An 18,683-nucleotide genomic window follows, 5' to 3' on the forward strand; every position below is an offset into this window, starting at 1 on the left:
TTTTTGTTATTCAGTTTTGAGATTTCTCAGTTGTTTCAACTTGTCTTTCCAAGTAGCCAATTCTTCTTTTTGGCGCTCAATGTTTTTCATTACTTCTTTTACCATGGGATTATCCGCTTTGGCATTAGCAAAGAATTGAATATTGTTTTCCAACTGAAAGATTTCGCCTTGTACTTCATCAATCTTACGCATGATGAATACTTTCTCACTGTCCAGTTTACGGGTATCCGAATGCGCTAAGGTATCCAATCGGTTGGCATAGCGGGCACGTTCGTTATCTTTCTTGCTCGCGCTCAACTTTTCGAATAAGGCATCCAGAATTTTATTGAATTTCCCTTCGATGTGACGACGGGCAAAAGGCACTTTGCCAAAACTTTTCCAAGTTTCAATATGGGCTTTGATGGCATCCAAATCGGCGCGGTGCTCTCCCGAAAGTTCAAAAGCTCTTAAGGTTTCGAGGTAGGCTTTTTTGTTTTCAAAAGCAGCTACTTCCTCTTCGTTTACTTCTGATTTTTGCTCTTTCAGTTTTTCAAAATATTCATTACAAGCGGCACGGAATTCCGTCCAAAGTTTGTCAGACAACTTTCTCGGCACATGACCTATGGTTTTCCATTCCTCTTGAATTTGTTTGAAAAGAGGAGTAGTTGCCGCAAAATCAGTACTGTCTTTCAGTTCCTGAGCTTTGGCTACCAAGGCTTGCTTTTTACTTAAATTATCGTTTTGGTCTTTCTTGATGTCTTTGTAGAAAGAGTTTTTAAGGATGTTGAAGTTTCTAACCGCGTTTTTAAAGGCAGTCCAGGTATCTTCATTCAACTCAGCCGGTACTTTGCCTATTCCGAAAAATTGATTGCGTAGTGCTTCCACTTTTTCAATCTGCCCTTGCCAGGCACTGTGAGAACCTACTTTTTCCTGAGCTAATACTTCAATTTGAGCAATAACTTCTTTTTTACGGTTTAGATTTTCGGTTTCCACTTCACGCAATTTTTCGTATAAACTTTCGCGTTTATCGTGCATTTGCTTGGTTAATTCACTAAAGCGATTCCAAACTTCTTCTCGGTGTTCTCTGGACACCGGTCCGATTTCTTCTTTCCAGATGCGGTGTAAATCCTGCAGCTCTCGGAAGGCTTTATTGATGTCTTCTTCTTTTACTAATTCCTCAACACGCTCAATGATTTTAAGCTTTTGAACCAAATTGTGTTTGAAATCCAAATCGCGGATTTCTCTGTCCAAATGCAGGATATCATAAAAGTTCTCTAGGTGAAAATGGTAGTTATTCCAAACGTGGTTGTATTTGTCTTTTGGAATGGGACCGGCCACTTTCCAACGATCGCGAATGTCGTTGAATTTTTTCAGTGTTACCGGAATGCTTTCCTGACTGTGTATTAAATTTTTAAGTTCTTCAACAATAGCCAAACGGTTTTCCAAATTCGCTTTTAAGTTGTTTTGCAGGCTTTGGAAGTGATTGTTTTTCTTGTCTCGGTATTGTGAATACAGTTGGTCAAATTTTACCTTCAGTGGAAAATGATAATGGAAATCTTCAGTAGTATCAGGGTTTTCGGCAAGAAACTCTTCTTTTTTCTCATCAATAAAATGATAGTATTTGGATAAGAAAGCCTTTTTAAGTTCTTCTACATGGTCTTTAACAGACATTACTTTTTCAACCACCACCAAATTGGCCAACTCATCTACTAACTGTTCCATAGATAACGCTTCGTAATCGAGCATTGGAATGTCATGACGGTCTTTTAAGGTTTCGTCTTCCCCTTCCTCAGCATTTACTTCCTGAATGGCATTCATCACTTCATCATTGGCAGTTTCAGCTACAATAGTGTCCGTTACTTCAGTTTCCATCGTCGATTCAGCCGGAGCTTCAACGGTTTCTTCTACCAGTGATTCTTTTTCAGCGGCTAATTCAATCTCATCCTCTGTAAGTGATTCGGTCAGAACAGCAACTTCAACAGCAGCTGCTTCAGCTTCAGGAGCCAAGTTGTCTGCAACGATTTCTGTTGCTGCTTCAGTAGCTTCTGCTACGGGTTCTACTACTTCCTGTAGTGGAGTGGTTTCGGTTTCTGCAGTTGCAGTATCCGCTGGCGCTTCAATGGCAATCTCTTGATTTTCAGTAGTTACCGTTTCATGCGATTCGTTATTTACATTTCCGTCTGCTTGTGGCAGGTTATCATTCTTTTCTTCTAACATTGGTTCAATGTTTTAAGGGTTACACAATTGGAGGGCGAAAGATAGTAAAGTAGTACTAAAATTCAAAGGAAATACGGCTTTTCTCGATGTCTTTAAGGTTAAAAAATCATCATTTTCGATTAAAAACAAAAAAACGCTGTTGAATTTCAACAGCGTTTTTCTATGAGTGTAAAGCTTGTAATTTAGTTTATTAAAACCTTTTTAGTAATCGTTTCGTTATTTGAAGTCAGCTTCAAGAAATAAAAACCGGTTGGTATATTGGTAACAGCATAAGTGTTGTTTTCGAATTCCGGTTTTGTGATGGTTTGTAAAACCTGACCATTGATTGTAATCAAATCAATCTCATCCAAAGCAATCTCGCTACTGATGTTGATTGTTCCGTTTGTTCCCGGATTTGGATAAATGCTGATAGCATTCAAATTAAACGATGGTGCAGCTAGTGGAAGCCCCCAAATTTGGGTTACATAATTATTGTTATCAATATAAGGGTTTCTGTTGTTTTGACGGGCATACACAGCATTGTTTCTGTCAATCTCTCTTTGGCTTACAGGGTCTTGTGCATTCCAGGTTAATAAAATGTTTAAAAAAGTATTTGAAAATGAGTGATTGCTGGTGCCATCAAACATTACTTTGATGTCGGAAGAAGAAGCGGTGTAAAACCCGGGAAGTTGACTTTCGTATCTGGTGGCAAAATACAATAGCATACGAGCGATATCTCCTTTGAACTCATCAATCGGTTCAAACACTACACCACTATAACCGGCAGAATATCCGGAGTTCAGGTTACTTCCTTTTTTAGAACCGTTGGAATAGGTGCTGGTCGCATTGTTTACTTTACCATACGGATAATCGGCACGTTGCGCATTTACATATTTATCGGAAGGCACAACAAAATGGGCATCAGAATACATAGGTGTGGCTGAGGCAAAGTAGGATTGCGGTATGGTATGCTCTCTGTTGTATTTCTGGCATTCGGCAGTTCCCTGGGTTCCGTCATCTTGATTGGTACCGTAAGTGAACTCGCATTCCGGACCGGTTGGATTTTCGGTATACATATCCAATAAGGTACCGTCATTTTCATAATACGAATCAACATCCGAAGTTAAGTAGGTAGTATACAAGCCGGAATAACTTCTGTCAATGTAATTGTTGCTAATGATGGTGGCCAACTGTGTTTTCAGTGCATAACCGGTACCGGTGGCTGCATTATAATAACCAGGAGGGATAGAGGCTGTGGCATTAGTATTTTTTGCTGCTTGTTGAGCAACGCTAATAAGTGTAAAACTTAATAGTAAGGTGGTTAAGATTCTTTTCATTTCAGTTTTTTATAATTCTTTTTTTCGTTCTAACAGCGCCATGTAAAAACCATCAAATCCGGTGTCTTGTGCCAGGATTTTAGAATCCTTGACAAAGGTAAAGTTTTTTCCGGTTTCGGATTTTAAAAATTTTTGTATTTGTTCCTGATTTTCAGAGGGTAAGACGGAGCAAGTAGCATAAACTAACTTGCCTCCGGGTTTTACAATTTTGGAATAATTTTCCAAAACTTCAGCTTGAACTTTACGGATGTTATCAATAAATTCAGGCTGTAATTTCCATTTAGCGTCGGGATTTCTTTTTAAAACTCCCAGTCCGCTACAAGGAGCATCAATCAACACACGGTCAGCTTTTTCGTGAAGTTTTTTGATAACTTTTGTAGTATCTATAATTCGGTATTCAATATTGAAAGCCCCGTTTCTTTTGGCTCTTAATTTTAGTTGTTTTAGTTTGCTTTCATACAAATCCATGGCAATCAATTGGCCTTTGTTTTGCATTAAGGAAGCCATATGTAATGTTTTTCCACCCGCGCCTGCACAAGTATCAACAACACGCATCCCGGGTTGTACATCAAGGAAAGCGGCAACCAATTGCGAAGAAGCATCCTGAACTTCAAATAAGCCTTCTTTAAAGGCATCGGTTAAAAACACGTTGGCTCTTTCTTTTAGTACCAAGGCATCCGGTTGATCTTTAAGAAACTCGGTTTCAATATTTAAGTCCATCAGGATGGCACGCAGTTTTTCTTTGGTAGTCTTTAAAGTATTGACTCTCAAAATGACTTGAGCCTGCTGATTTTGTGCCGCTATTTCTTTAGTCCAAACAGCCTCACCTAATTCTTTTACGCCCAGTTCATCCATCCAATCCGGAATAGATTCCCGATACTTTCTGATTTTAGACAACTCATCAAAACGGCCTTTGATTTTTCGTTCCGGAGTTCCTTCCAATTGACGCCAATCTGGGATAGGATAACCTCGCAACACAGCCCAAACAGCAAACATCCTCCACAAGTCATCTCGATCAAAGGGCTCTTTTACTCCTGCTATTTCCATGTATAGTCGTTTCCAACGCACGATTTCGTATATGGTCTCGGCGACAAACTTACGGTCGGAACTGCCCCAGCGCTTGTCTTTCTTCAAAGCGCGAGCCACTACCTTATCTGCATATTCTCCTTCGTTAAAGATGGCGTTTAAAGAGTCAATAGTGGTGTAAACTAAATTTCGGTGTAATCGCATAGTGTAAAAAAATAAGCCCGCAAAGATATTGCTTTTTTGTTATGCGCAATTAAATTTAACAAGCTAAAAACAGAGTGGCATTTAATTTAACTATATTTGATAGGATAAACGTACTTCTTAACATACCAAACGATGAAATCAAAAATTACACTTGCGGTATTATTTGCTGTTCAATTTGGTTTTTCTCAATTGTTTCAAGTGGGTCACACCACTGTAAATTTTACAGATACATCCAGAGGCAATAGAGTGATAGCCACAGAAATCTATTATCCGGCGGATGCTGCTGGTGATAATGTACCGGTGACAACTTCGACTACAGCTGTTTTTCCGGTTTTGAGTTTTGGACACGGATTCGTGATGACTTGGGATGCATACCAGAATTTTTGGAGTTCATTGGTCCCTAATGGTTACATCATGGTTTTTCCTAAAACAGAAGGGTCTCTTGCTCCCTCACATCTTGATTTTGGCAAAGATTTGTCTTTTGTTTTGGACCAGATGGCAGTTTTGAATACTAATGCCACTTCACTGTTTTATAATAAGATAAGTCCAATGAATGCTGTGATGGGCCATAGTATGGGAGGGGGAGCTTCATTTTTGGCGGCACAATTAAATACAAATATTAAGACTCTGGTGAATTTTGCAGCGGCAGAAACAAATCCTTCTGCCATACAAGCGGCAGCTTCAATACAAATTCCGTCATTAATTTTTTCCGGAGGCAATGATTGTGTTACTCCTCCAAATACCAATCAAATTCCGATGTACAATGAACTGCTTAGTAATTGTAAAACGCTACTGACTATACTGGGAGGAAGTCATTGTCAAATGGCAAATAGTAATTTTTTCTGTGGAGTGGGGGAATCAAGTTGTTCGCCTCAACCAACTATAACCAGAGCGGCACAACAAAACATTATAAATACTTATCTGTTGCCTTGGCTGGATTTTCAATTAAAAGGCAATTGCGCACAAGGAAATTCTTTTGATACACAGCTACTATCTGACAATAGTATTTCATTTCAAAAAAACTGTATTCAGTGCAACAGTTTAACTACTGATAATTTTGAAAATAATAATGGAATAAGATTAACTCCTGTACCTGTAAAAGATATTATCAATGTAAGCGGAATAGAAGGGAGGTTGTATACGATTACAATTTATGACAGTTCAGCTAAAGAGCTTCTAACAAAAGTATTTACTACAGAAACTACCATAGAAACGGTCAACTTGCCAAAGGGAATTTATTTCTATTCCTTGCAAAGTCAAGGAATAGCTGTTAGTACCGGAAAATTTATAAAATAGACTTCGGCCGGTAAGTTGGATTACTGATAAAAAAAATATTCTTTAAAACCTTATAAAAAGGAATTAAAGAATACTTTTAAAATCATTGTATTTATTTAGTATTGCGAAAAGATGCGCTTCATTTCAATGTTTTCAGGCGCATGAATAACCAACGGGAATTGTTCAATTTTAACAGAGCTACTGTCTAATCCGAAACCTTTTTCTTCAGATAAACTGAATTTTTTCATAAAGAAATAAGAATACATCACAATTTTTTCAAAGAAGGTTAAATCGCTGTCATTAGACAAAAACTTCTCTGAAAGTACAAATTTAAAATCTCCGATGATGTTGTTTTTATTGAGCGATTCGTAACGACTGGTAATGTCCACTTCGCCATTTTTTACCATGTCTTTAATAACCTCTTTAAACATCAAATTGATTTTGGTAGGCTCCCGGAATCCAAGATAAAAGTCGATTCGGTACAAATCGTCTTTGATAATTTCGTTTACTTTGTATTCTTTACGATAAGGTTCACTCAAGATATTTACGTGTATTAACCAATAAATATCGGCACGTTTTGGTCTTTTTTGGAGTATGGAATACATTACCTTTTCTTCAATTTCGTCCACACGGTTCGAATTAGTCATGTAAACCAAATGGGTGGCGTATTTAGGAATAGAAAGATCCAAACTCAATTCAGCCAATACTTTTTTGTATGTGTCAATTTTGACCATTTTAGTATAGTTCTTGCTGATTTTTTTAGCCAAATACCAAACCGTCATGATGCCAATCAAGATGCAGGCTATAAACAGAGTGACATAACCTCCGTGTGGAAACTTATCCAAATTGGCAATCAGAAAACTAAATTCGATTGTCAAATACAATAAGATTATTGGTGCAATGAAATACCATGAAACACGTTTCATAATCAGATAATAATTCAACAACAGAGTAGTCATTATCATACACAAAACAATAGCCAAACCGTAAGCGGCTTCCATATTTCCTGATTCTTCAAAGTGCAATACAATTCCGATACATCCCGCTAACAGGAGCCAGTTGATGGAAGGAATATACAATTGTCCTTTCAAATCCGTTGGGTATTTGATTTTAACTTTTGGCCAAAAACTTAATCGCATGGCTTCATTTATCAAAGTAAATGAACCACTGATTAACGCCTGAGAAGCAATCACTGCGGCCATGGTAGCGACCACGATTCCGATAGGCTGGAACCAATTTTCCATAATCAAATAGAAAGGATTGGCATTTTTTCCGCCCAGATGGAACAAGGTGTCACCCTGATGTTTGATTAAATAGGCACCTTGCCCGAAATAGTTTAGTACCAAAGTGGTTTTTACAAAAATCCAACTGATGCGAATGTTTTTTCTCCCGCAATGACCCATGTCGGAATAAAGAGCTTCTGCTCCGGTAGTACAAAGGAAAACAAAGCCTAAAACATAAAAACCATCAGGATGAATTTTTAGTAATTCGTAGGCATAATAAGGATTTATCGCATGAAACACGGAAAGATTATCACTAATTTGAATAATCCCCAAAACACCCAACATCCCAAACCAGACCAACATCATTGGTGCAAAAAATTTACCCACCAATTTGGTTCCAAACTGTTGAATGGTAAAAAGAATTACTAAAATAGCAATAACGATAGGTACGGTATTCAAAGAAGGGTAAAAGGTTTTTATACCTTCTACAGCCGAAGAGACTGAGATTGGGGGAGTGATGATTCCATCCGCTAAAAGTGCGCTTCCCCCCACTATAGCCGGTACAATCAGCCACTTGATTTTGGTTCTTTTTACCAAGGCGTACAAAGCAAAAATTCCGCCTTCACCGTGATTGTCTGCGCTAAGCGTTATAATTACATATTTTAAAGTAGTTTGCAGTGTCAGTGTCCAAAAGATACAAGACAGTCCGCCTAAAATAATATCAGGATTGATAACATGGTGTAGCCCGATTATAGCTTTCATCACATATAGAGGAGAAGTTCCAATGTCACCATAAATAATTCCCAATGTAATCAGTAATCCGCCTATGGTAAGTTTGCTGTGAAGCTGGTGATTATGAGCGCTCATAAATATTTCTTAAAAGGGTACAAATGTACTGTTTTTTTAAAATAATTATTTTTTTAGCAGGTTATTTTTAATGGACTGACAAAAAAAATCACCACAAGAGTTGTGATGATTTTTATTAACATTTAAAACGTATTATATGACAATATTAATTTCTTCTGCTGTTGCCTGAATTTCCTCTGCCCATGCCATTTCCTACACTATTTCCATTACCTCTTGGGGCTGACATTTCTCTGGGAGCCGAATTTCTTGGCGATTCATAACTTCTGTTGTTTACGCTTCTTGATTCTATAATTCTTGGTGAATTGGCTTGAGTATTGTTGTTTCTTGGCGATTCATATGCTCTGTTATTTTCTCTGGGTTCAACAGCTCTTGGAGAATTTACTCTGGGACTGTTTCCATTTGATTCATAGTTTCTTGGTGAATTTCCTCTTGGATTAGATAAGTCACGGTTTCCATATGCATTTGATTCGTAACTTCTTGGCGAGTTAACTCTAGGATTTGATAAATCTCTGTTTCCATTGCCATTTGACTCGTAGTCTCTTGGACTATTTGCTCTTGGGCTTGACAAATCTTTGTTACCGTTACCTCGTGGTGAAGCATTACTGTAAACGTTATTTCTCGGCGAATTGGAAACCAACTCATTTCGGGTACCCACAGTTCTGATGTTTCTGGTTTTATCTAATTCATAACGATTCACAAAACCTCCGCTTCTGACACCGAAAGAGCGATTTGGGTATCGGGTTTCATAAGCGCAACCTCTGCGAGCTCTGTAGGAGTTGTAAGCGACCTCACATCTTCTGTAACTTACATAATTATAAGTGTTGTAGGTGTTGATACAAATCCCAATATGGCTTCTGTATCTAAATACAGGACACGGTTCCCATGCGTAATAGTACGTTGGATAATAACCCCAGTACCAAGAGGAATAATAAGGTCGGTAATTCCCAATCCAGAAAGAAGCGTAAATCACCGGAGTACTTACATATACTGGTTCGTAAATGTAATTGGCACCATACATGTACACGTCTCCAACAACCTGAACTTGTACGCGGTTATCTCGGTCTCTCTGTACTTCAACAGTAGCAATATCCTGATAAGTATCACGACCTAAAACAGATTGGATTACAATTAAGTGGGCATTACCTTCTACAGTTTCAATTACTCTCAAATAATCCACTTTGTTGTCATCGTTCAAATCCAAATTGGAAATCTGAATTTTTGGATCGTTAAGCCTTCTTTCAAAATCATTCAAATCGGATGATTCTCCAAAAATAGAAGCCACGGCACGCAAATCTAAATTATCGCTAATCTCTGAATTGTTTGCTGTAACGGTAGTCCTGTCCTGAGCAAACAAACTCGTTACACTCATTATCGATAGTATGGATAAAGATAAAATTGTTGTTTTCATAAGTATCGTTTTTTAATATTGAATAGTTTTATGGTGAATATCCAATTACTGTGCCACAATATTTTTTTGAAACGCATTTAACTAAAACTTAACTCAACCAAAAAGTGTATATTCGCTTATATTTCAAGTATTCACAATGAAAAACTATTTTCTTTTTTTTTCTGCTTTATTCAGCTTGTTTAATAATATTTCTTCTTTTCATACCGAAGTCATTCCGTATCAATCAATAGCAATTGATACTATTTTGAAGGAAAGAATAAGCATTCGGGCAATTCTGGTAGATAATGATAAATTATGGTATGCAGGGGATGATAATCACTTTGGTTATTATTCAATAAAGACAGGCGAATTAATCAAAAAGCAAATTCAAAATGATAGTGGAAAACTTGAATTTCGAAGTATTGCGCAGACTAAAGAAGCATTATTTGTAGCAAACATCTGGAGTCCTGCTTTTATTTTTAAAATTAATAAATTGGACTTGAGTTGGGAAAAAGTCTATACAGAAACACATAAAAATGCCTTTTATGATAGTATGAATTTTTGGAATAATAAGGAAGGCATAGCCATTGGTGATCCAACCGAAAATTGTCTTTCTATACTGGTTACAAGAAATGCGGGACGGTCATGGGAAAAAATAAATTGTAATGAGTTACCAAAAATGGCAGAGGGAGAGGCCGCATTTGCAGCCAGTAATACCAATATTTGTATCAAAGGAAGCAAAACATGGATAGTATCCGGAGGCGTAAAATCGAGAGTGTTTTTTTCTCCGGATAAAGGGGTAACCTGGCAAGTCACTGAAACACCAATCGTTCAGGGCAAAGCCATGACCGGGATTTTTACTTCCGATTTTTACAATGATCAATTAGGTTTTGTAGCCGGAGGAAATTATGAAGTTCCGGAACAGAATTTTCAAAACAAAGCAATAACTACTGACGGAGGAAAAACTTGGCAATTAATAGCCGAGAATACAGGTTTTGGATACGCTTCCTGCATTCAGTTTGTACCGAAATCAAATGGAAAACAATTGGTTGCTGTAGGAGCTACAGGATTGCATTATTCGGCAGATGGAGGAAAAAGTTGGAAAATCTTGTCGGAAGACAAGACACTTTTTACAATTCGGTTTGTAGATGAAAAAACAGCATTTGCAGCAGGGAAGGATAAAATCATCCGGATTAGATTCAAAAAATAAAGGGAATCTACTGAATTCCCTTTGTGCTTATTTACCCAACTTTTTATCGCGGTATTGTTGTAGTAATTTCCGATTGAAATCTTCTTCTGCTTTTTTGAGCTTCAAAATTTTTACAGGCGGTAAAATACCTTTTAAACTGGTAATAAATTTTTTCTTTGCCTGATACAAATCATCCTCATTGTTTTCCATTTGGGCCAACATGGCAGCAGCGTCTTTGTCGGATAGTTTATCAAAAGAATCATCATCCATACGGTTGAGATAGCCTTTCATTCTTTGTTTTTTAATTTCTTGTTGTTTGTCTTCATAAGCATTGAACAAAGGCCAAAATTTAGCAGCTTCATCAGGCGTTAATTGCAATTCATTCGTGATAAAAGCCACTTTCAATGCTTTAATCTGTTCTCTCTTCTTGCGTGCAAAAGGACCATCCTGAGCAATAGCGTTCAGAGAAATAAATACGATAAGTAGCGGAATTATTTTTTTGATTGTCATTGGTTTAGTCTAAAATGTATTGTTCTATATTGTTGTTCGATTCTAATACTTCCTCGATGTCTTTATCCTGCAGATTCAAATCTAATTTTATTTTTTCTAAATCACTTTCATCCAATAAATTTACAATATCTTCTTCAGAAATGGAGGAGCGGGAAGCAATGTAATCTTCTAAAGTTGCAGCATCAATCTCCTCCTGGTTCAATTTATAATTATTATATAACGGAACGGACAACAGTAAAATCAGAACAGCTGCTGCAGAGAAATACCATGTTTTTGCTCTTCCAAGAAAGGAAATAACCTTGGTTTTGGGCTTTGGTAACTGTGTTAAAAGTCTTTTTTCAAATGAATCAAAATACCCATCAGGCATTGTAAATCCTGAGGTAATCTTGGGTTCATTATCTAATCTGAATTCTTTCATGTTCTTTTTGACAATTCTTTTCAATAAAGGTTTAATTGGTATTCATAAAATCTTCAATTTTTTTGACAGCATGGTGGTAAGATGCCTTTAATGCACCAACCGAAGTCCCTAAAATACCTGATATCTCTTCGTATTTGAGTTCTTCAAAATACTTCATTTTAAAAACCAACTGCTGTTTTTCCGGTAAAAGAGTAATGGCCTTTTGCAATTTAATCTGTATATCATTTCCATCAAAATAAAGGTCTGCCTTTAAATTATCAATGGCTTTACTTTGCAAAGCTTCACTGGTAGTTCCGTTTCGTTTGGCTTTCTGGTTGATGAAGGTGATAGCTTCATTTGTGGCTATCCGATACATCCACGAAAATAATTTACTTTCACCTTTGAAATCCTTCAGGTACTGAAACACCTTGATAAATGTATTCTGCAACACATCGTCGGCATCATCGTGATTTAGAACAATATTTCGTATGTGATGGTATAATGGTCTTTGGTATTCGCGTAGGAGTCTTTGAAACGCAACATTCTGCGTTTTCGGATTTAACAAGTCTTGAATGAAATCCTTTTCTTCTTGCAAGGTGAAAATTTAACGGTTGGAATAAAGTTAACAGAAAAGGTTTAATCCGACCTTAGAGTTATGGTGTTTTCGCAGAATCAGTGTTGGGTGTCGTAATTGGCACAGCAGTTTGCAGGTTAGGAGTTGCAGGGGATGTTGTAACCACAGCTTTTGGAAAAACAGGAATGTAAATTTCGGTAATCCATTTGGAGGGTTGCTTTACATCATCAATGGTTTTTAGGTAAACTTCGGTATATTTCCCAGCAACATTTTCCTTTAATCCATTATCTGCAATATATCTCTTAGCTTTATCCCAAGCTTCCTGAGTATGGGAATGGTCACCAATCAAAGTGGTTTTTAGACAAGTGAAGGCCATTATCTCACCCGATTCTACATCGCTTCCGGGCATCACAAATACTTGTTTAACAGTAGGAATGTTTACTGAAAAAGTTACGAAATCATTAGCCTTGTCATAACGTTCATAGAGTACAAAAGGTTTACCGGCCATGGCTATTTTGTTCTTCTTGAAAAAATGAACCATCCGTGGCATCATAATTTTAATGTTCTTGGAAAGACTTTTTATTTTACAGGAAACAGTTTGTTTCAAACAATAACCTGAAGATCTTTGAGATATGCCATTGACTTTGATCGTATAGGTTTTCATCTCATAATCCAATGTTTTGTCCAAATTGCGAAGGCTTTTTTCACAAATGTCATCCAATACTGAAGTCATTCCTCCTTTGAAGAAAGTAGTGATTTTGGTAAAGATATCCATCTCGCCTTTGCTATGTACGGTAACTTTTGTACCGCCAATGGTATCTTTAAAAGTCCAATAAAGAGAAGAGGAAGTTCCGTTGTAATGTCCTTTTTGAGCAATGCTGTCATTCTCTTTTACAAAATAGGTTCTAAGGCTGCCGAAATCAGATCCGTTTTTCCAAGAGAAAGAGCCTCCGGCTCCAATAGTCTTCGGGGCATATTCAAAGGTAAAGGTATTATCTTTCGTCATCCAGGAACCAAAAGTCTCCCAGTTTCTGTAATCATTGATGTAGTCAAATACGGTGCTTCGCTGTGCTTTTATGATGCTGCTTCTCGATACTGCAAAACTCCCTTTCTGGGTGGTAACATAAACAGTAATTCCTATGAGTGCCAAAAGCAACAACAAGAAAATATATTTTAAAATTCTCATGAAAGCAATGATTTTAAGTAGGACAAAGTTATGAATTTAATAACACGCTAAACATTTCCTTGACGGTATTTATAGATTGCATATATTTGTTAGAATCGATTCAAATTTGACTGGCAATGAAAACAACAAGCGAGCTGAGAGGTATTTTATTCAGGCATTTAGATGGAATTACAACGGCTCCTGTAGCGTACTCGATGTATAAGAAAGGGGTATTCCAGTATATCTTACAGCAACAAAGAGTTACGTTATCTGAACTGACCGAAAAGTTCAAGGCTAATGAAGGCTATCTCAATGTGGGATTCCGGGTGTTGGCCTCCCAAGGATGGCTTCTACAACACATTGACCACCAAAAAGATCAAATCACTTTTGAAATAAATGACAAAAGTGAAATCGCATTCAGTCTGGTTCCGTTGTATGAAGACGTGGTCAACCTATTGCAGTTTTCAGAACATTTTCATCCGCGAAAATTTGAATTAGAGCCCTTTGAAATGCTGAGCACTTTGTTTGCTAAATACAAATCCAAATACGGCATTTCTTTTTCGGATGAACCCAATGAACATTCAATACAACAGCAGGTTTTATATCATATTGAAGGAATTTTGATTGGACCAACTATAGTAATGCTCGGGATGACAGGAATGTTCCATAAGTATTTTATGGAAACCTCTTTCCGCCCTGAAGAGTTTCACAAAAATCCGGAATGCTTTAAAGAAATTCTCGATTTTCTAACCTATCTGGGTTGGTTTATTAAGAAAAATGAAAACTACCAATTCACTGAAAACGGCTTGTTTTATGCCAAAAGAGCCTCAGCCTATGGTGTAACCGTTTCTTATATACCCACTTTGCGTAAAATGGATGAATTGCTTTTTGGTAACGCGGCAATCCTCAGAAATATAGGAGAGCACGAAACCGAATTGCATGTGGACAGAGAAATGAACGTATGGGGAAGTGGCGGCGCTCATGCCGAGTACTTTAAAATTGTAGATCAAATCATCATCGAATTGTTCAATCGCCCCATAGCCGAACAACCCAAAGGAATTCTGGACATGGGCTGTGGTAATGGGGCATTTTTAGAACATATGTTTGACGTAATTGAGCGCCAAACCAATCGCGGGAAAATGCTCGACGCTTACCCATTGTTTTTGGTGGGGGTGGATTACAACGAAGCCGCTCTCAAAGTAACACGAGCCAATTTAATTAAGGCCGATATTTGGGCAAAAGTAATTTGGGGTGATATCGGAAGACCACAGCTTTTAGCTCAAACGTTGCAGGAAGATTACAATATTGATTTGAAAGAGCTGTTGAATGTGCGTACCTTCTTAGATCATAACCGCATTTGGGAGACTCCGGTTAATAGGACGCCAAACCGAATCAGTACTTCTTCGGGTGCTTTTGCACACCGCGGTCAACGGATTAGCAATGCAGAAGTAGAGGATAATTTGTTGGAACATTTAAGAAAATGGGCTCCATTCGTTGATAAATTCGGCTTACTGTTGATTGAACTTCATACGATAGCGCCGGAATTAACCGCCAATGCCATTGGGAGAACTGCGGCTACAGCTTATGATGCTACCCACGGTTTTTCCGACCAATACATTGTAGAGATTGAAGTATTACATAAAATAGCTGCTGAAGTGGGACTGTTTTCAGATGAAAAAGTATTCACTAAGTTTCCCAATTCTGACTTGGCTACGGTGAGTGTTAATCTTTTAAAAGGCAGATGATTTAATGTTTCATCGTTACTTTTATGACAAACAATAAAGCAATAAACAACAAAAAGGCAATCAGCACTTTATAATTTCCTTTGTATACTTTTTGATGTAGGGCTTTGTCTTTGCCGTAAGCAAAGTAAGTTGCGATGACAAAAGCTATAAAAAACAGTACCGCAAAAGTCCATTGACCGGTTGTGAACATTTATTTCAAATTTTCAACAAATTTACTCAATTGCATTGGAAAGTTGTAATTTGCAGCAAGAATAAATTACAAACAAAATGCAAAAACAGCTCAACGCAGTAAAGGAATTTCACACCGCATTCGGTTTAGGCGTAAGCCATGAAATGGTTGCACACTTAGGAGAACAAAAAAACCTACTTCGCTTCAATTTGATGAAAGAAGAAAACGAAGAATATCTTGAAGCAGTTCAAAACAACGATTTAATTGAAATTGCAGACGCGCTCGGCGATATGCTCTATATTTTATGCGGCACTATTTTAGAACACGGATTGCAACACAAAATTGAAGAAGTGTTTGACGAAATCCAACGCAGCAATATGAGCAAACTGGGTCACGACGGTAAACCGATTTACCGCGAAGACGGTAAAGTGATGAAAGGGCCTAACTACTTTAAACCCAGTTTTGAAGAGATTCTCAAATAATCTTATTTCGTTTCTTTCTCTATTGTTTCCACAATTTTGCCCAATTGATCTGCTCCAAAGCGTTTGGCCTTGATTACTTTGTTTTGGTCTAACAGGTAAAACACCGGAGTAGAGTATACATCGTATTTTTCAATAGCATTGTTATAGTGAGCACCATCGTAAACATTAATCCAAGGAAGCTTGTGTTCGGCAATGTATTTTAAATATTTCTCACCTTCATGCTGCATGTAAACACTGTATACTTTGATGTCTTTATGCTGTTTAATAAGCTCGTTGTATTGGTCTAGAAGCTTCGGAATTTCTTTTTGGCAATGACTACAATCTACATCCCAAAAAATTAATAAAGTGTACTTGGCTTTGACGTCACTCAATTTCAAAAACAGTTTATTGACCTCTTGTTGATGGGCATAAAACACGTTTGTCATTTCTTCACTGTTCTTTGCGTTTTCAAAGCCCATGGCTTTCATCTTGTCAAAGTCTTCAGCCTTAATCATGTATAATTCCTGAGCAGGTGCCCCAATCAGCAACGGTTTTAGTTTGTCTGCTCGTTTGATGATTTTAGCAATATTTTCATCTTCATATACTCCTACGGCTTTTCCGGTCTTAAAGTACTGGTCAGACATGTGCACAAAAACCTTATCAAATCCCATTATTTCCGAGGTTTCATAGGTATACGTGAAATGCGCAAGCAAGACCTTGTTGAGTATAGTCCCGGGAACCGTTTTCGCCATGATTTTATCTATTTCAACACTAACAGAATCAGGGTGTACCGGCACCAAAGACGTGAAATATTTTTTCAGTTTATTGAAAAAGAACGGATTTCGCATGATACCGTCGTCTTTAAAATTGACGTTCTCCCAGTAGTGGTCTTTATAGTATTGGTATACTTTCAAACTGTCAGGCCTACCGTTGGAGGCTTTAGGAATCTCTTTTAATACTTTTTCAACCTTCAGGTTAAAGACATCCCCAATATATGTGCCTTTGTTTTCCGCCAAATACTTTTCTTCAAAGGTATTAATGGTCTTTTCCAATGCAGCTTGTTTCTCATTAAAATCAAGAGTGTCTTTTTTGGTTTTAAGAATAGTTCGTTGTTTCAATTCCTGAAAATCTCTCTTTTGTTTGGTAATGAATCTGACATACTCAAAAAAAGTATTCTCTCTGGGATTGTTTACCGCCGTGAGTTCATTGATGATTTTATCAGGAGCGGCATCGCTCGAAATTTCCAGTTTTTGTGTGGCATCATCAATGAAAAAGTCAAAACAAATAGATTTTTGTTGGCTTACCAATGAATAAATTCCTTTGTCCAGTTTTCCTTTTCCTTTGAAAACAATTTTACCGTTTTTGATGGTGGTACAGGTATCCTTAATCATGGTTTTATCCATCTGGTAGAAGGTAAGATAGGCCAGGGTATCTTTGCAGTTTTTCAGATTGATGGTGATTTCATACCCCGATTGGGCATTGGCACAGAAAGAAACAATACAAATAATGAAACTCAGTAATCCTTTTTTCATAAACAAATCTATTATAATCTTTGAGGTGATGAGGCTCAAAAATAGCGTATTTTTAAAATAAAACGAATCTTAAATTTTTAAAGTTTCCTTAAAAATAAAAAAAGAGATACGGTGAAGTATCTCTTTGATAAAGGGGGGCTATTTTTTTAAGAAACATCAACCGTAGTAGCTTCGGCAATTTTCTTATACGTTCCGTTTACTAATTTTTCTCTGATGGCATCAAAAGCCGTAAGCGTTTCTTCAATATCATTCAAAGTGTGCGAAGCGGTAGGAATCATGCGCAACAATATAATCCCTTTTGGAATTACCGGGTAAACTACAATAGACAAGAAGATACCATAGTTTTCTCTTAAATCATTCACCATTACCATGGCTTCAGGAATAGAGCCTTCTAAATATACCGGCGTTACACAGGTGTTGGTGTCACCAATGTTGAACCCTTTTGCTTTTAACCCGTTTTGTAATGCATTCACATTTTCCCAAAGTTTGTCTTTCAACTCCGGCATCGTGCGCAACATTTGTAAACGTTTTAACGATCCTACAGTTTGAATCATCGGTAATGCTTTGGCAAACATTTGTGAACGCAAATTGTATTTTAAGTAATCAATAATGTCTTTGTCTGCGGCTACAAAAGCACCGATATTCGCCATCGATTTGGCAAAAGTAGAAAAGTACACATCAATACCATCCTGACACCCTTGCTCTTCTCCGGCTCCGGCACCTGTTTTACCAAGCGTTCCAAAACCATGAGCATCATCAACCAACATACGGAAATTGTACTTTTCTTTCATAGCCACAATCTCTTTCAGCTTGCCTTGTTGTCCGCGCATTCCGAATACACCTTCGGTGATGAATAAAATTCCGCCTCCGGTTTCCGTAGCCATTTTAGTGGCACGCTGGAGATTTTTCTCCATACTTTCCAAATCATTGTGCTTGTAGGTAAAACGTTTTCCCATATGCAAACGCACGCCGTCAATAATACAAGCATGTGCATCTACATCATACACTATGATATCGTTCTTGGTAACCAAAGCATCAATGATGGAAACCATACCCTGATATCCGAAGTTTAAAAGATAAGCCGCTTCTTTCATGACAAATTCCGCCAACTCTCTTTCCAATTGTTCGTGAGCATCTGTATGACCACTCATCATACGAGCTCCCATAGGGTAAGCCGCACCATATTGTGCTGCTGCTTCCGCATCGGCTTTGCGTACTTCCGGATGGTTAGCCAAACCTAAGTAATCGTTCAGACTCCAGTTCAAAATGTTCTTTCCGTGAAACTGCATTCTCGGCCCTAATTCGCCTTCCAATTTTGGAAATACATAATAGCCTTCTGCTTGTGAAGCCCATTTTCCCAGTGGGCCTTTATTGTTTTGTATTCTTTCGAATAAATCTTTTACCATGGTAAAGTGTATTTAAAAACGAGGCAAAAGTAAAGATAAAT

General features: G+C 37.5%; 16 protein-coding genes. 4 read left to right on the forward strand and 12 right to left on the reverse strand.

Annotation, left to right across the window (positions count from 1 at the left end):
* Positions 1-6: 6 nt before the first annotated feature.
* The 3 genes from ACSVH6_RS05320 to ACSVH6_RS05330 form a co-directional block, all read right to left on the reverse strand.
* A complete protein-coding gene (locus ACSVH6_RS05320; RefSeq protein WP_438076300.1) occupies positions 7-2,196 on the reverse strand; it encodes a DUF349 domain-containing protein in 2,190 nt (729 codons plus the stop codon).
* A 182-nt stretch (positions 2,197-2,378) separates the two neighbouring features.
* Positions 2,379-3,512 (reverse strand): endonuclease, encoded by a 1,134-nt coding sequence (locus ACSVH6_RS05325; protein ID WP_438076302.1) that lies wholly within the window; start codon positions 3,510-3,512, stop codon positions 2,379-2,381.
* A 9-nt stretch (positions 3,513-3,521) separates the two neighbouring features.
* Positions 3,522-4,742 (reverse strand): RsmB/NOP family class I SAM-dependent RNA methyltransferase, encoded by a 1,221-nt coding sequence (locus tag ACSVH6_RS05330; RefSeq protein WP_438076304.1) that lies wholly within the window; start codon positions 4,740-4,742, stop codon positions 3,522-3,524.
* A gap of 132 nt (positions 4,743-4,874) precedes the next feature.
* On the opposite strand from ACSVH6_RS05330, the gene ACSVH6_RS05335 reads away from it, so the two are divergent.
* Entirely contained in the window at positions 4,875-6,038 is a 1,164-nt protein-coding gene (locus ACSVH6_RS05335) for a poly(ethylene terephthalate) hydrolase family protein (RefSeq protein WP_438076306.1), read from the forward strand.
* Between the two features lie 95 nt (positions 6,039-6,133).
* On the opposite strand, the gene ACSVH6_RS05340 is transcribed toward ACSVH6_RS05335, so the two are convergent.
* Together ACSVH6_RS05340 and ACSVH6_RS05345 are read right to left on the reverse strand one after the other, a co-directional pair.
* Entirely contained in the window at positions 6,134-8,107 is a 1,974-nt protein-coding gene (locus ACSVH6_RS05340) for a KUP/HAK/KT family potassium transporter (protein WP_438076308.1), read from the reverse strand.
* A gap of 145 nt (positions 8,108-8,252) precedes the next feature.
* Complete coding sequence (locus ACSVH6_RS05345; RefSeq protein ID WP_438076310.1) at positions 8,253-9,515, reverse strand: hypothetical protein; 1,263 nt, start codon at positions 9,513-9,515, stop codon at positions 8,253-8,255.
* A gap of 136 nt (positions 9,516-9,651) precedes the next feature.
* On the opposite strand from ACSVH6_RS05345, the gene ACSVH6_RS05350 reads away from it, so the two are divergent.
* The gene (locus tag ACSVH6_RS05350) at positions 9,652-10,704 is read left to right on the forward strand and encodes a WD40/YVTN/BNR-like repeat-containing protein (protein ID WP_438076312.1); all 1,053 of its coding nucleotides are present in this window, start codon (positions 9,652-9,654) and stop codon (positions 10,702-10,704) included.
* Between the two features lie 27 nt (positions 10,705-10,731).
* On the opposite strand, the gene ACSVH6_RS05355 is transcribed toward ACSVH6_RS05350, so the two are convergent.
* Genes ACSVH6_RS05355 through ACSVH6_RS05370 form a run of 4 tightly spaced genes read right to left on the reverse strand, consistent with a single transcriptional unit; the run spans position 10,732 to position 13,350 of the window.
* Entirely contained in the window at positions 10,732-11,193 is a 462-nt protein-coding gene (locus ACSVH6_RS05355) for a sensor of ECF-type sigma factor (protein WP_438076314.1), read from the reverse strand.
* Positions 11,194-11,197: 4 nt separating this feature from the next.
* Complete coding sequence (locus ACSVH6_RS05360) at positions 11,198-11,635, reverse strand: hypothetical protein (protein WP_438076315.1); 438 nt, start codon at positions 11,633-11,635, stop codon at positions 11,198-11,200.
* Positions 11,636-11,642: 7 nt separating this feature from the next.
* Positions 11,643-12,185, reverse strand: a complete 543-nt coding sequence (locus tag ACSVH6_RS05365) for an RNA polymerase sigma factor (protein WP_438076317.1) — start codon at positions 12,183-12,185, stop codon at positions 11,643-11,645.
* A 58-nt stretch (positions 12,186-12,243) separates the two neighbouring features.
* Positions 12,244-13,350, reverse strand: a complete 1,107-nt coding sequence (locus tag ACSVH6_RS05370) for a GyrI-like domain-containing protein (protein ID WP_438076319.1) — start codon at positions 13,348-13,350, stop codon at positions 12,244-12,246.
* A gap of 116 nt (positions 13,351-13,466) precedes the next feature.
* Between ACSVH6_RS05370 and ACSVH6_RS05375 the strand changes: the two genes are divergently transcribed.
* Positions 13,467-15,074 carry a class I SAM-dependent methyltransferase gene (locus ACSVH6_RS05375; RefSeq protein WP_438076321.1) on the forward strand — a complete coding sequence of 536 codons (1,608 nt, stop codon included), beginning with the start codon at positions 13,467-13,469 and terminating at the stop codon, positions 15,072-15,074.
* Between the two features lies 1 nt (position 15,075).
* Here the strand turns inward: ACSVH6_RS05375 and ACSVH6_RS05380 are convergent, their stop codons facing one another.
* Positions 15,076-15,264 (reverse strand): hypothetical protein, encoded by a 189-nt coding sequence (locus ACSVH6_RS05380; RefSeq protein WP_438076323.1) that lies wholly within the window; start codon positions 15,262-15,264, stop codon positions 15,076-15,078.
* A gap of 77 nt (positions 15,265-15,341) precedes the next feature.
* On the opposite strand from ACSVH6_RS05380, the gene ACSVH6_RS05385 reads away from it, so the two are divergent.
* Positions 15,342-15,725: a hypothetical protein gene (locus tag ACSVH6_RS05385; RefSeq protein ID WP_438076325.1), complete on the forward strand. Its 384-nt coding sequence runs from the start codon at positions 15,342-15,344 to the stop codon at positions 15,723-15,725.
* A gap of 2 nt (positions 15,726-15,727) precedes the next feature.
* Here ACSVH6_RS05385 and ACSVH6_RS05390 read toward each other — a convergent pair whose 3' ends face one another.
* Entirely contained in the window at positions 15,728-17,236 is a 1,509-nt protein-coding gene (locus ACSVH6_RS05390; protein WP_438076326.1) for a redoxin domain-containing protein, read from the reverse strand.
* Between the two features lie 146 nt (positions 17,237-17,382).
* Entirely contained in the window at positions 17,383-18,642 is a 1,260-nt protein-coding gene (locus ACSVH6_RS05395) for an aminotransferase class I/II-fold pyridoxal phosphate-dependent enzyme (protein WP_438076328.1), read from the reverse strand.
* Between the last annotated feature and the right edge of the window lie 41 nt (positions 18,643-18,683).

It is taken from the genome of Flavobacterium sp. XGLA_31 (assembly GCF_051547105.1).
Taxonomy (GTDB): domain Bacteria; phylum Bacteroidota; class Bacteroidia; order Flavobacteriales; family Flavobacteriaceae; genus Flavobacterium.

Coding starts and splice junctions, on each gene's coding strand:
- ACSVH6_RS05320 (WP_438076300.1), bottom strand. CDS start 2,196: ATGTTAGAAGAAAAGAATGATAACCTGCCACAAGCAGACGGAAATGTA.
- ACSVH6_RS05325 (WP_438076302.1), bottom strand. CDS start 3,512: ATGAAAAGAATCTTAACCACCTTACTATTAAGTTTTACACTTATTAGC.
- ACSVH6_RS05330 (WP_438076304.1), bottom strand. CDS start 4,742: ATGCGATTACACCGAAATTTAGTTTACACCACTATTGACTCTTTAAAC.
- ACSVH6_RS05335 (WP_438076306.1), top strand. CDS start 4,875: ATGAAATCAAAAATTACACTTGCGGTATTATTTGCTGTTCAATTTGGT.
- ACSVH6_RS05340 (WP_438076308.1), bottom strand. CDS start 8,107: ATGAGCGCTCATAATCACCAGCTTCACAGCAAACTTACCATAGGCGGA.
- ACSVH6_RS05345 (WP_438076310.1), bottom strand. CDS start 9,515: ATGAAAACAACAATTTTATCTTTATCCATACTATCGATAATGAGTGTA.
- ACSVH6_RS05350 (WP_438076312.1), top strand. CDS start 9,652: ATGAAAAACTATTTTCTTTTTTTTTCTGCTTTATTCAGCTTGTTTAAT.
- ACSVH6_RS05355 (WP_438076314.1), bottom strand. CDS start 11,193: ATGACAATCAAAAAAATAATTCCGCTACTTATCGTATTTATTTCTCTG.
- ACSVH6_RS05370 (WP_438076319.1), bottom strand. CDS start 13,350: ATGAGAATTTTAAAATATATTTTCTTGTTGTTGCTTTTGGCACTCATA.
- ACSVH6_RS05375 (WP_438076321.1), top strand. CDS start 13,467: ATGAAAACAACAAGCGAGCTGAGAGGTATTTTATTCAGGCATTTAGAT.
- ACSVH6_RS05380 (WP_438076323.1), bottom strand. CDS start 15,264: ATGTTCACAACCGGTCAATGGACTTTTGCGGTACTGTTTTTTATAGCT.
- ACSVH6_RS05385 (WP_438076325.1), top strand. CDS start 15,342: ATGCAAAAACAGCTCAACGCAGTAAAGGAATTTCACACCGCATTCGGT.
- ACSVH6_RS05390 (WP_438076326.1), bottom strand. CDS start 17,236: ATGAAAAAAGGATTACTGAGTTTCATTATTTGTATTGTTTCTTTCTGT.
- ACSVH6_RS05395 (WP_438076328.1), bottom strand. CDS start 18,642: ATGGTAAAAGATTTATTCGAAAGAATACAAAACAATAAAGGCCCACTG.